This is a genomic window from Lysinibacillus sp. G1-3, assembly GCF_056322905.1.
Genome location: NZ_JBWHYQ010000007.1, coordinates 146,253 through 159,293, shown reverse-complemented (window position 1 = coordinate 159,293; position 13,041 = coordinate 146,253). Strand labels below are relative to the sequence as shown.

At 37.1% G+C, this 13,041-nt stretch carries 14 protein-coding genes; 6 read left to right on the top strand and 8 right to left on the bottom strand.

From position 1 onward, the window contains the following. Window positions 1–89 precede the first annotated feature (89 nt). A complete protein-coding gene (locus ACVYAD_RS09105) occupies window positions 90–1,829 on the bottom strand; it encodes an ABC transporter ATP-binding protein (protein WP_476425949.1) in 1,740 nt (579 codons plus the stop codon). 457 nt (window positions 1,830–2,286) lie between these two features. Here ACVYAD_RS09105 and ACVYAD_RS09100 point away from each other — a divergent pair, with 457 nt between their 5' ends. Genes ACVYAD_RS09100 through ACVYAD_RS09090 form a run of 3 tightly spaced genes read left to right on the top strand, consistent with a single transcriptional unit; the run spans window position 2,287 to window position 7,037 of the window. Then, window positions 2,287–3,717 carry an ABC transporter permease gene (locus tag ACVYAD_RS09100; protein WP_476425947.1) on the top strand — a complete coding sequence of 477 codons (1,431 nt, stop codon included), beginning with the start codon at window positions 2,287–2,289 and terminating at the stop codon, window positions 3,715–3,717. 13 nt (window positions 3,718–3,730) lie between these two features. After that, window positions 3,731–5,227, top strand: a complete 1,497-nt coding sequence (locus tag ACVYAD_RS09095; protein ID WP_476425945.1) for an ABC transporter permease — start codon at window positions 3,731–3,733, stop codon at window positions 5,225–5,227. Window positions 5,228–5,243: 16 nt separating this feature from the next. Next, complete coding sequence (locus ACVYAD_RS09090) at window positions 5,244–7,037, top strand: ABC transporter substrate-binding protein (RefSeq protein WP_476425944.1); 1,794 nt, start codon at window positions 5,244–5,246, stop codon at window positions 7,035–7,037. Window positions 7,038–7,430: 393 nt separating this feature from the next. Here the strand turns inward: ACVYAD_RS09090 and ACVYAD_RS09085 are convergent, their stop codons facing one another. Further along, window positions 7,431–8,012, bottom strand: a complete 582-nt coding sequence (locus ACVYAD_RS09085; protein WP_349659072.1) for a phosphatidylglycerophosphatase A family protein — start codon at window positions 8,010–8,012, stop codon at window positions 7,431–7,433. Between the two features lie 112 nt (window positions 8,013–8,124). Here ACVYAD_RS09085 and ACVYAD_RS09080 point away from each other — a divergent pair, with 112 nt between their 5' ends. The 3 genes from ACVYAD_RS09080 (at window position 8,125) to ACVYAD_RS09070 (ending at window position 9,873) form a co-directional block, all read left to right on the top strand. Then, window positions 8,125–8,844: an alpha/beta hydrolase gene (locus tag ACVYAD_RS09080; protein ID WP_349659073.1), complete on the top strand. Its 720-nt coding sequence runs from the start codon at window positions 8,125–8,127 to the stop codon at window positions 8,842–8,844. A gap of 81 nt (window positions 8,845–8,925) precedes the next feature. Further along, window positions 8,926–9,441, top strand: coding sequence for a YjcG family protein (locus tag ACVYAD_RS09075; RefSeq protein ID WP_349659074.1), 516 nt, complete (start codon window positions 8,926–8,928; stop codon window positions 9,439–9,441). A 3-nt stretch (window positions 9,442–9,444) separates the two neighbouring features. Further along, the gene (locus ACVYAD_RS09070; RefSeq protein ID WP_349659075.1) at window positions 9,445–9,873 is read left to right on the top strand and encodes a GNAT family N-acetyltransferase; all 429 of its coding nucleotides are present in this window, start codon (window positions 9,445–9,447) and stop codon (window positions 9,871–9,873) included. 121 nt (window positions 9,874–9,994) lie between these two features. On the opposite strand, the gene ACVYAD_RS09065 is transcribed toward ACVYAD_RS09070, so the two are convergent. The 6 genes from ACVYAD_RS09065 to ACVYAD_RS09040 form a co-directional block, all read right to left on the bottom strand. Further along, window positions 9,995–10,243: a stage VI sporulation protein F gene (locus ACVYAD_RS09065; RefSeq protein ID WP_386827010.1), complete on the bottom strand. Its 249-nt coding sequence runs from the start codon at window positions 10,241–10,243 to the stop codon at window positions 9,995–9,997. Between the two features lie 237 nt (window positions 10,244–10,480). Further along, window positions 10,481–10,657 carry a YjcZ family sporulation protein gene (locus ACVYAD_RS09060; protein ID WP_079559577.1) on the bottom strand — a complete coding sequence of 59 codons (177 nt, stop codon included), beginning with the start codon at window positions 10,655–10,657 and terminating at the stop codon, window positions 10,481–10,483. 65 nt (window positions 10,658–10,722) lie between these two features. Next, window positions 10,723–11,082 (bottom strand): stage V sporulation protein AE, encoded by a 360-nt coding sequence (spoVAE, locus tag ACVYAD_RS09055; RefSeq protein ID WP_349659103.1) that lies wholly within the window; start codon window positions 11,080–11,082, stop codon window positions 10,723–10,725. Between the two features lie 16 nt (window positions 11,083–11,098). Continuing rightward, window positions 11,099–12,094: a stage V sporulation protein AD gene (locus ACVYAD_RS09050; protein ID WP_476425941.1), complete on the bottom strand. Its 996-nt coding sequence runs from the start codon at window positions 12,092–12,094 to the stop codon at window positions 11,099–11,101. After that, window positions 12,088–12,543: a stage V sporulation protein AC gene (gene spoVAC, locus ACVYAD_RS09045; RefSeq protein ID WP_349659077.1), complete on the bottom strand. Its 456-nt coding sequence runs from the start codon at window positions 12,541–12,543 to the stop codon at window positions 12,088–12,090. Before spoVAC ends, ACVYAD_RS09050 begins: the two co-directional genes overlap by 7 nt. Continuing rightward, window positions 12,543–12,947 (bottom strand): YhcN/YlaJ family sporulation lipoprotein, encoded by a 405-nt coding sequence (locus tag ACVYAD_RS09040; protein ID WP_476425940.1) that lies wholly within the window; start codon window positions 12,945–12,947, stop codon window positions 12,543–12,545. Before ACVYAD_RS09040 ends, spoVAC begins: the two co-directional genes overlap by 1 nt. Window positions 12,948–13,041: the final 94 nt, after the last annotated feature.

The following is a 13,041-nucleotide window of genomic DNA, read 5'->3' as shown; positions in this document are numbered from 1 at the left end:
GAAGCTTCTAAAAGAAATCCTTAACTCATCAAAAGTCCTAAAAGTTTCACGATGTTTCTATTGTAAAATATCAGGCTATTACATTCAAGCTATGTAGTTGCAACAGCAACCCAATGGTTTGGAGAAACTTCAACAAGCTGACTATTTTCTATCTCATAGTGTGTTTGTTTGTCTATATGTTCGGTATCCATATATTTTTTCTTCTCTATCGAAGGATCCGGAATTGGTATTGAGTGTAATAGAGCTTGTGTATACGGATGCTGTGGATTGGCGTACAGCTCCTCACTTTCTGCAAGCTCTACAATCTTCCCACCATACATGACAGCTACACGATCGCTAATATGTTTAACCATAGACAAATCATGAGCAATAAATAAGTATGTCAATCCTAGGCGCTGCTGTAAATCCTTTAACAAGTCTACAATCTGCTTTTGAATAGAAACATCAAGGGCTGAAAGTGGTTCATCACAAACCATAAAATTTGGCTCCACTGCTAAAGCTCTTGCGATGCCAATACGTTGGCGTTGTCCACCTGAAAATTCATGCGGATAACGCATTGCATGTTCTTTGTTTAAGCCTACAAGTTCAAGTAATTCCTCCACACGCTGATGACGCTCTCCATTCGTTTTAACAAGTTTATGAATATCTAGAGCTTCCCCAATAATATCTACTATTTTTTTTCGAGGATTCAACGAGGAATATGGATCTTGGAAAATAATTTGCATATGACGCCGCATTGCTTTAAGCTGCTTTTTTGTTAGTCTTGTAATTGGTACACCTTGATATAAAACTTCACCATTCGTAGGCTGATGAAGCTGTAAAATCGTTCGACCTGTCGTAGATTTTCCTGAGCCCGATTCACCTACTAAACCTAATGTTTCTCCTGGGTATATATGGAAAGATAAATCGTTGACAGCCTTTACCGTTTGACCATGCCCTAATGCGAACTCCTTTGAAAGATGTGTCACTTCGATTAGTGGTTTATTTTTATCTATTTCAAGCTGTACATTCGTAATTTGCTTAGGCTGCTTTTTCTCATGGAGCTTTGGTAAAGCATTCAATAATTTTTTAGTATAAGGATGTTGAGCATTTCCAAAGATTTCCTCTGTTGTACCTTGCTCAACAATCTCCCCTTCTTTCATTACAATAATTCGATCGCACATGCCAGCAACAACACCTAAATCATGAGTAATTAATATGATTGAGGTGCCCATCTTTTTTTGCATGTCTCGCATTAATTTTAGGATTTGCGCTTGAATAGTTACATCAAGGGCTGTAGTCGGTTCATCTGCAATTAGTAAAGATGGTTGACAAGCAAGTGCCATGGCAATCATCACACGTTGGCGCATTCCTCCTGAAAACTCATGCGGATATTGTTTATATCGTTCTTCTGCATTTCGAATACCTACAAGCTTTAATAACTCTATTGTTTGCTTATAAGCCTCAGCTTTGGACATTGACTGATGCTTTATTAAACTTTCCGCTACTTGCTCTCCAATACGAATAGTTGGATTTGTAGATGTCATTGGATCTTGAAAAATCATACTAATATCTTGTCCGCGGATTGTCTCCATTTGTTTTTCGCTCAATGAAGTAATTTCTTGGCCTTTAAACAAAATATTTCCTGACTTTAGAAATGAAGGTGGTGATGGTAATAGACGCATAATTGAACGAGCCGTTACACTTTTCCCACTACCTGACTCTCCTACAATTCCGAGTGTTTCACCTTTATTTAAATGAAAGTTAACGCCTTTAACGGCTTCAAATTCTGTTTCTCCCGTTATAAAAGATACACGAAGATCGCTTATTTCTAGAAGCTTTTCACTCATTCAATCCATCCTTTTGTAAATTTTGTGATTGACTTAATTATTTGTATAATCCATACTTTACAATACTGATAGGAATTATACAATATAATTATAATCAATTATGCCTCGGCATAATTGCGTCCGGAATCGGCTTTGTGCTTAGGCCTGCGTGAGGGCCGACACGATGTCGATCATTTCGGTAATGCCACAGGACGTGGCGTTTTTACCGATGCAGGTCAGTTAGCCGTTATCGCATGGATGCGATGATTTTAGGCTAATATCCTCTATTGAACTCCTTTCCGATTTCCGTGACATCCGCCGGAGGCTTTAACTTCTTTCTACTGAAAGAAGTTGAATCTTTCACCCTGCAATCTGTTCAATAGGGCCTTACAAAAATAAGTCAGCTACTACGCGTGTGTTGATGTTTTTTTGTCCACATTTTGGAATCTATTATTTTATTTATGTCTGGAGGAAATGCATGGTTATTTCAAAAGATCATTCTACAACTAAGGAACATGTATTCTTTTTTTCAGTTTATCAAAAGCTCATGCACCATAAGTCTTACAATGTGCTACTCTTTCTTTTAAGTATTTTAGTACACCCATTTACATACTTATCTTATCGGAAAAGAAAACATTCACATCAATACCGACAAGCTTTTGAGCTACGAAGTCAGTACTACAAAGAAAAGGGTTTGTTCGCACAATGGCAATTTAAATTTGCTGAGCAAGAATTAGCCAAAGCTAAATTCTTTCATGAATTTGTGTCAGAAAAACAATTACAGGAAACTGCTTCGAAATTAGCAGAATCAAAAATACAGCAGTTAGTAGAGCAAGATTTATTAAAGGATGGTTTAGAAGATCCATCCTATTTACAATTTTTTAGTCAGCAACTTAAAAATAAAAATTTCGTTGCTCTTACTTTTTTACCAGCTGTTTTATTTTATGTAGTCCTTCTATTGTGTGCGAATCCATTTCTACAATTTATCATTGAACGAATACTACAAAGTTTCATTGTTATTGTAGGTGTCGCGACACTAGTGTTTACAATTTTGTATTTGTCGCCATTCGATCCAGCGAGAAACTTACTTGGTGTTGCGGCAACGGCTGAGCAAATTGCTAACTTTAATCATATTCATGGTTTGGATCAGCCATATTTATCTCAATTATGGAATGCATTATCTGGTCTCTTCACATTTGATTTAGGTACTTCCTTTGCAGGGAAAGAAACTATTACACATAGCATTGTAAACAAATTTCCTGTCACACTTGAAATAGCAATCCTATCACTATTAATGGCTATCGCTATTGCTATTCCGGTCGGCATTATTTCCGCTGTTCGTCCAAATTCATATTTGGATTATACATTTATGTTCATTGCCTTGATTGGATTATCCATTCCAAGCTTTTGGCAAGGCTTACTATTTATTTTAACGTTTGCCTTAAAGCTGCAATGGTTCCCAGCTACATATAATCCTCAAAACTGGCTTTCTTTAATAATGCCAATTATCGTCTTAGGAACATCCATTACGGCTTCCATTGCCCGTATGACCCGATCCAGTATGCTTGAGGTTATACATGAGGATTACATTATTACAGCGAGAGCTAAAGGCTTGAATGAATTTAAAGTGATTTCAAAGCATGCTATTCGCAATGCCATGATTCCTATTATTACAGTGATTGGACTTCTTTTTGGTGGAATGTTAGGCGGGGCATCTGTTACAGAAAAAGTTTTCAATATTAGTGGTATCGGTAGCTATATTGTTGATAAGCAGTTTATTCCGGACATTCCAGCTATCCTCGGTGGGGTCTTCTATATTGCTATTACAATTTCAATCGTAAATTTATTCATCGATATTATGTATGCCTTTTTCGATCCACGCATTCGCTCGAAAATGAAGAAGTCTTAAAGGGGGATCACCCGTGAAAAACAGCTTACATGTCAAACTACTTTTGAAGATAACACAGGAATATGTCAATTCACATTTTACACTTGTCTTTTCCTTTCTATTTTCTTTATTATTTCTAGCTTATAGCTATAATTTTTCTACTCAAAGTTGGCGACCAATCGTCTTAATCTTTTTTGTCATTTATGCAATTACCACAGCTTATGTTGGTTTCCTGACTTTACGCATTAAACAGGATTTAGCAAGCTATAGTGACATACGAAAAAGCACTCGATTACTTGGTTATCCGCTGTTATTGACAATCGTTTCAGGTAATATTTTCTCTACATCCTTTGCTTTTTTACTTATTTCAAAAAGTAAGACAGCTGAATATACTTTTGCTGCTTATGCATTGATCACTCAGCTTTTTATTATCGGAATTTCAGCACTGAACTTATTTAAAGCGTACGTCACAGATACTTATTTACTTGCAATGGGTCTTTTCTTACTCCTTGCAATCTTTTATATCGTGATGTTAATGCTATGTACAAAATTTGTGACTTCCGAGGCTGCGCCAAAATGGATGCTGTTACCTGGCATTTTGCTGCTTATTGCCTCATTGACTGGCAATCTATTTGCAACATTGCTAGGGTATAGCCTTATTCAAAAAGCTCGAAAGGCAAATCCCTCTACAATTGAAAAATGGCAAAGAATTTGGGAAAAGATTTTACGCAATACGATGGCCGTCTTCGGATTATTTTTCATAGTGCTTATGTTTTCTTTGTCCGTAACAAGCTCTTGGACATTTGACTATGACTTCGCTATTGAAAATAACTATGGGGCACTGTTACAAACACCTTCATTAGAATATCCACTAGGCACCGATAATTACGGGCGTGACTTATTTTCTCGCATTGTTTTCGGTGCACAAATATCGCTTATTGTCGGATTTTTCTCAACAATCATACCTGCATTAATCGGCGGAGCACTTGGAGCATTTTCCGGTTATTACGGGAAAGCGACTGACAACATAATCATGCGAAGTCTTGATATTTTATATGCCATTCCCGGAATTTTACTAGCTATTGCCATTATCGCAGCGTTTGGTGCCAATACGATGAATTTAATCATCGCACTAAGTGTTGGAGCCATTCCAACTTATGCTCGTACTATGCGCGCTAATGTAATGCAGCTCTCTAATTTCGAATTCGTAGAATCAGCAAGAGCATTAGGAGCATCTGATGCTGCAATCATTTTTAAACATATTGTCCCTAACTCGTTAGCACCAATGATTGTCAAAGCAACATTAACTATTGGTGGTGCTGTAATTTCAACAAGTAGTTTAAGTTTTTTAGGGCTTGGCATTGAGCCACACATTCCTGAATGGGGCAATATTCTAAAAGTCGGTAGTACGTACCTGGAAACACATTCCTATGTCGCTATTTTCCCAGGTCTTTGTATTATGCTTCTCGTTCTCTCCTTTAACTTCTTAGGAGATGGGTTACGAGATGCTTTAGATCCAAAATCAAATTAATAATGGAGGTTCTTACATGAAAAGATTACTTGTATTCTTATTCATTGCCATCTTAGCATTAGCAGGCTGTGTACAGACAAAAACTGAAGTAGAAGGTAGTAAAGATTCAAAAGAGAAAGGTAAAAAGACAGTTGAAGTATTAGGGATGGCCGCTTCTGAGGAAGATATGAATATTGTTCGAGACCAACTAGTTAAAAATGGCTTTGAAGTTAAACTAAATATTCAACCTGATTATGGTTCATTTTCAGCACAAAAAGATGCTGGCAATTATGATTTAGCTCTTTCTAGCTGGACAACAGTAACAGGGAATCCTGATTATGCTGTTCGTGGTTTGTTTAAAACGGGCGGTGACTATAGTATTGTATCTGATTCAAGTTTAGATGCGCTTATCGAGGAAGCAAGTACGTTGACAGGTAATGAAGCCGCTGCAAAATATAAAGAATTAGAACAGCTTTTAGTATTCGATCAAGCTTATATTGCGCCTTTATATATTTCAAATAAATATCAAGGCATATACTCTGAATTAGTAAACCCAAAAACTGTACATCTACCAAAATCCCGTGCGCAAGTATGGGAAAATATCGAATTCAATGATTCATCCAAAAATGCAACTGAACCGTTGATTTTACATCAAACAATTGATTCGCTAACATCTCTTGATCCTATTAAAGGGAATGACGGTTCTATTAATACATTAAATACGAATATGTATGTACGACTTGTAAACTTAACAGATACAGATGAAGTCGTTTCTGATGGTTCATTATCTTATAATCATGCTATTGCTGAAGGGAACCAAGAATATTATTTCATTTTACGTGATGATCTTAACTTCGCTGCTGTAAAAGATGGTGCTGCCGTTGATACAGGTGAATTGGTTTCAGCAGAAGACGTTGTATTCTCATTAAATCGTGCAAAAGATTCAAAGTCAGTTCCAGACCATCGCACATATAGTCTTCATGAAAATATCGAAACAGTCGAAATCGTTTCTGACTTAGCTGAATTACAAAAGAAAAAAGTTGCAGGCTCTGATCAGTCTGTATTAGATGCATTATCCCAAAACCTCCCTGCTTCTGTAACGCAATTAGCAAAAGACAAAGGGACTGTGAATAATGCAACTGGAGCATACCAAGTTGTTAAAATTACAACACCAACACCATTCCCACAAGTGTTAAATTATTTAGCGCACCAATCTGGTGGTATCGTTTCTGAAAAACAAGTAACAAGCATTAACACATATGATGTAGCAGCCTATAATCCAGACAAGGATATCGCCTATGGTGATCAAGCTACCGTGACGGAAGGCACAGCAACATACAACAACCATCTTTACGCTAGCGGTCCTTACATTCTTATAAAGAAAAATGATTATGAAGCACAATTTGTGAAAAATCCTGCCTACCGTGTAGGTAGTGAATATGAACCGAAGATCGCAAAAATTAATGTTCGTTTTATCGCTGATAACGATAGTGCATTATCAGCATTACGTAATGGTGAGATTCATGTTCTCCAGTCAGTACCAGAAACAAAGCTAGACATTGTAAAATCTGATACGAAACTAACGTTAAATACTGCTGATAGTAATGCCGTTTCCTATCTACAAATGAATACATCTGGTCGCCCTGTTTCAGAATCAGTAGATCTACGTAAAGCAATTCTTTACTCTATTAATCAAGATGAATTTATTAGCTACTATCAAGGCAATAAAAAACCTGCTGTATCCACTGTTTCACCACTCATTAATACTGGATTGAAGCTTGAAGCAGACAGTAAAAAGGTAAAAGAATATTTAAAAGCCTATAACGATTAATTATCGGTATACAAAACGATTCATAGACATTAAATAGGTAGAGCCTCCTCATATTATCGAGGAGGCTCTGTTTATATTGTTGAAAAATGATTAATAAATTTTTTAGAATGTTATCCTGTAATTCCCGTTTTATTTATCACTTTAAAATTGAGAGATGCGTCATAAGGTACATGCTGCGTGAAGTGGTTGATTGGAGTGGAGACTGAGCGACTCCTCGGGGATCAGCGTCACAGATGAGACCCTGCAGCGAAGTGAAGCGGCTCATCGGACGCCCCCAGGAAAGCGCTCAGTCGGAACGGAAATCAACCCCTCGCTTTGCCAAAAAGCCCTGTTTTATTTACAACGTAAACAGAGCCTTCATGGAAAAGGCTCTGTTATCTTTATTAATACTTATTAAATCTCATGATGTGATTTTGGTTTTGGTCCTAGATCTTCGGGTTCAATGTCTGCAAATGTCTCGCCCTCTTCCTCTAAATCACGCATACGATGGGCAATACGTGATGCGGCTGAAGCAGCAATACTGCCAACTAAATCATCTAAAAATGTATTTACATGATGTCCTGGTTCTGTGTCCAACTTCTTAATAATACCGATTTTTTGCTTATCTAAGTGGCCAAAGGTTGTTACCGCTATGCTACCGTATGTAAAGACAGATCCAAGTGCGATTGTTTCATCCACACCAAATAAACCCTCATCGGATTCAATAATTTGCTGTAACGGTGCCGACAATAACTTTTTCTCTGCAAGTTCATCTAATTCAATTCCTACTAATAAAGCATGTTGAACTTCACGCTTACGTAATACACGCTCAACAGAATGAACACAGTGGTCTAATGTTAAACCTTCATTATAGGATTTTTGCATTTCATAAACGATTTTAGCAATATCCTCTAGCGATACACCACGACGAATGAGTGCAGCTTGAGCTGCCTTCGCTACTTCATCAGAGTGTATGCGAGTATTTTTATCATGCATAACTATCCCTCACTTCGATTTGATTGCTAGAATAGTGCTAGCCCAACCTATTATACCTTTACTTTAGCTATATGGTACAATTTCGATACAAACATGAGAAGGAGTGTCATCATTGGATAAGGGAACTGTACAAGATTTAAAGTTCTATAGTGAAGCTTTACAGGAGGAATTATTGCTCTATATTTATGTTCCTGCAAATTATTCTCCACTATATAAATATAATATTTTAATTGCATCAGACGGCAAAGATTATTTCCAGCTTGGAGGTATTACAAAACTTGCTGATGAACTTATCGATGACTATGAAATCGAAAATTTAATCATTGCATTCGTTCCTTATAAGGACATAAAGGATCGACGTCTTAAATATATTCCAAGTGGAGAGCAACATGAAGCATATCTTCGTTTTTTAGCACACGAGCTTGTGCCCTATTTAGACGCTGAATATTCAACCTATCAAATGGGAATGGGTCGTGGAGTTATCGGTGACTCGATGGCTGCTACCGCTTCCTTAATGGCCGCATTAAAATATCCAAGTATTTTCGGAAAGGTTATTTTACAATCACCGTATGTTGATGAAGATGTTTTGCAAGCCGTAGAGAATTTTAAAGATCCAGGCGCAATTTCCATTTACCATATTGTTGGAAAAGAAGAAGATAAAGTTGTCACAATGGATAAAACCATTAAAGATTTTTTAACACCAAATCGTCAGCTTCATAATCTCATGTTAGACAAAGGATTTTCTATATTCTATGAAGAATTTAATGGCAATCATACATGGAAATATTGGAAACCTGATCTTCGTCGCGCATTAATTGAAAATTTCAATTAATATAGACGAATCAAATTACGAAATCGGAAATTTCTGTTATACTTAAATAAAAAATTGTTTACTTTCGGGAGGTAATGGCCTATGAAGTACGGTATTGTGGCATTTCCATCAAAAAAATTGCAAGATTTAGCGAATACGTATCGTAAACGATACGATCCTCATTATGCGAAAATTACTCCGCATCTTACATTAAAGGACAGCTTTGATGCGACAGAAGATGATATTCAAACTATTATAAAGCAATTAGATGAACTTGTTGCCAACTATGCACCTTTAAACATTCATGCATTACGTATAAGTTCATTTTTCCCTACAACAAATGCGATTTATTTCCGCATTGAACCAACTGAACAATTAACAGCATTCCATCAAGCACTTGAAGAAAAAGTACCTTTTGGTGAGTCAAAACATGTATTTGTACCACATATCACGATTGCTCAAAAAATGACAGCTTCCGAGCATGATGACATTTTTGGCCAACTACGTATGACAGGCGTTGACGAAAAAGATACAATTGATCGTATTCATCTTTTATACCAATTGGAAGATGGCTCGTGGACAACATATGAAACATTCCGATTGTCAGGAGCTGAGTAATCCTTGTACAACGTTAAGATTGTGGAAACAGCAAAAGAGCACGAGGATGCGTTCGCAGTTCGCAAACAGGTTTTTGTTGAAGAACAAGGTGTGCCGCTGCATTTAGAATGTGATGCTGAGGATGCATCCGCAACGCATTTTATTATGTACGAAGACAATGCCCCTGTAGGTGCTGCACGTTTACGCAATATCGTGGACGATGCTGCAAAAATTGAACGTGTTTGTATTTTACAAGATCAGCGAGGCAAAAAACTCGGTGCTTTAATTATGAGGGAAATGGAAAAGTACGCTATTTCAATAAATAAGAAAAAGCTAAAACTCCACGCACAAAGTTATGCTATTCCTTTTTATGAAAAGCTTGGCTATGCGGTAACATCTCCCGAATTTATGGATGCTGGTATCCCACATCGCGCTATGGAAAAAACGATTTAATTCAAATCGGTGTTACGAAAATGCTACGGCATATCGTAACACCTTTTTTATTTTTCTACAAAACTTTAAAGGTTGATTTTTAAATGAAAGTCCATTTAACCAACCTTTTAAATATATCAAATTATTTCATCATTTTAGTGATTTTATCGAAGTCTAGTGAAGCACCATCTTGAATAATAGATTGAACTAACTTATCTTCAAGCTCTTGCGTAATTTGTCTATTGGACACCTTACTTACGCGTCGTACGATTTTTCTTACTTGTTTTTCACTTTTAAAATCAGCATGTTGAATTGCATTTGCTAATGCGAAGATCTCATCCATCGATACTCCAGTTTTTTGTTCAATTGAATTAAAAAATCCGCGATTCATGTTCCCCCTCCTATCAGTTAAAGTTAAAGTTAAAATTTATTTCCATTATTAATTTATGAAAACATTCGAAAAATAGTGAAGGCTTTAAACTTTATTCAGATAATAAAGCACTCTGAAGAAAAGCTAAAGCCTCTTATCGACTGTCACATTAGTCAAATCAATTATGCCTCGGCATAATTGCGTCCGGAATCGGCTTTGCGCTAGCACAAAGCTTTAACTTTTTTCAGCTGAAAGAAGCTAAATAATAGTAGCACCAACAATGATTAGAAGAATGAATAGAACAACGATTAGAACAAACGTTGAACTCTGACCATGTCCATAGCCATAATATCCGCAGCCATAATAACCGCCGTAATCTCCTCCGTAGCAACCATCAGAGTGCCCTCCATACGAGCCCCAGCCTTGATATCCCATAAAAATACCCCTCCCTTCTACAACCTATAATATGTTTTGGTTGTAAAAATGGGTGGGGTATTCGTCTAGTCAACATTTCCTTTTGGTTTAAAAAGTAATGCTCCGATAAAGCCAAAGACAATGGCAGCACTGATTCCTGAGCTTGTTACTTCAAACATCCCAGTTAACACGCCTACAAGCCCATGCCTTTCTGCTTCAGCAAGTGCACCATGCGTTAAAGAATTTCCAAAGGACGTAATTGGAACGGTTGCACCAGCACCTGCAAAATCAATAAGAGGCTCATACAAGCCCATTCCGTCTAGAATTGCACCAATTACGACTAGAGTACTCAATGTATGTCCTGGCGTTAATTTTCCAACATCCATTAGTAGTTGACCAATGGCACAAATAATGCCACCTACAATAAATGCAAATACAAATGTCATTACCATAGCTTTTACCTCATTTCATTGTAATTTCAATCGCATGTGCCGTACATGGAATCGTCTCGCCTTGTTGAAAAGTAAGCGGAGACAGTAATGCTCCAGTCGCCACAAGAAGAACTCGTTTATAAGTACCTGCTCGCATCTGTTGAATAACATAACTAAAAAAAACAGCTGCTGAACAACCTGCACCACTTGCACCGGATTGAAATGCCTCATCCTGTCCATAAAACTCGGCACCTGCATCACGTAAAGGTTTTAACTCCTCACTTTTGATGCCATTTTCAACGAACATGCCTTTTAAAAGTTTTAAGCCAAGTTGACCCAAATCACCTGTTAAAATTAAATCATAGTGGTAAATTTTTTGATTACGCTGCTCTAAATGTGATTGAATCGTCTGAAAAGCGGCTGGTGCCATCGCTGCACCCATGTGAAATGGATCATCCATACCATAATCAACCGATTTTCCAACAGTTGCTGCTTCAATAGAAGGATATTCCTCTTGATGTTTACCAATTAGTGCATACCCAGCAGCCGTTACCGTCCATTGAGCAGTTTGGGGCTTTTGTGAACCATAATCGACTGGATAACGGAATTGTCGCTCCACCGCATTGTGTTGACTGGATGCACCAGCGAGCGAAAAGTTTGCGGCACCTGCCTCAGTTAAAAGGCTCGCAACGATTACTGAAGATATAGAGGTAGCACATGCTGAGAAGAGTCCAATAAAAGGAATTTCTAAGTCTCTAGCTGCAAAATTGGTCGGTGTCATTTGATTCACTAAATCGCCGCCCATAAAGTAATCAATGTCCTTATTTTTTACACCCGCTTTTTTCATGGCAAATTCACAGGCCTCTTCCACCATTTTTCGATGACCTTGTTCATTTGTTTTCATTTGCCAACGTTCATCATCATAAGTCGCATCAAAATGTTGACTAAATATACTCCGTTTCTCTAGCGGGCCTGCTACTACACCTGCTGCTATTAAGGATGGCTTCGATTGAAAGACAATTACCATGAAACCACTCCTATCGTTACAAGAATGTATTTAATAAGTGCAACAAAAAAGGCGGAGACAACACCAAATAATACAACGGACCCAGCTAATTTAAATATGTTTCCACCAACACCAAGCACTAATCCTTCAGATCTGTGCTCGATGGCAGCAGAAATAACAGCATTACCGAACCCTGTAACAGGCACTGCTGATCCAGCTCCAGCAAATTGACCAATTTTCTTATATAAGCCAAAACCCGTTAAAATCATGGCGAAAAATACCATCGTTGCAACTGTTGGATTTCCTGCAGTCGCTTCAGTAAAATTAAAGAAAATGATATAAAAAAGTGAAACGGCCTGTCCGATCGTACAAATAAGTCCACCTACTATAAATGCCTTTGCAACATTTTTAAGATACGGCGGTTTCGGCGTGACATTTTGTTCTAATTGCTGGTATTGTTCTTTTTCCACTATGTTTGCTCCTTTGCTAGCTTTTTCAATTTGTTAATTTTATCTTTCAGTTTATTATCTTCAACTTGATCCCTTTTTATTTTATTGGCTTCATAAAATATTTTATAATCGGTTGAGACAAAAACCTTTTTGTTGGGGTATTTTTCATCAAATTTCTTTTGCAACTTTTTCTCTAATTTAGCCTTTTTCCATTTATCCCATGGTTTAATTTGCACTGCTACAAGCATACTATTGTCGTATTGGATTACCGTTGTTTTGTCTACATATTTCTGCTCTTTTAATATGGCTTCAACTTCTTTTTCATTTTCCGGTGAACCGTAGACAATAAATTTTTCTTTTTCACCGCAACCACTTAAAAGCGATAAACTGACTAATAGAGGTAACATCATTCCTAATAGCTTCAAGTTTTACCCTCCTTTTCTTTAAAGTTTCTCCAACCATAAAAAAACTATTCATTTAACTATATATACAAAGGCCCGAGTCCATTTTTCTTAAGTA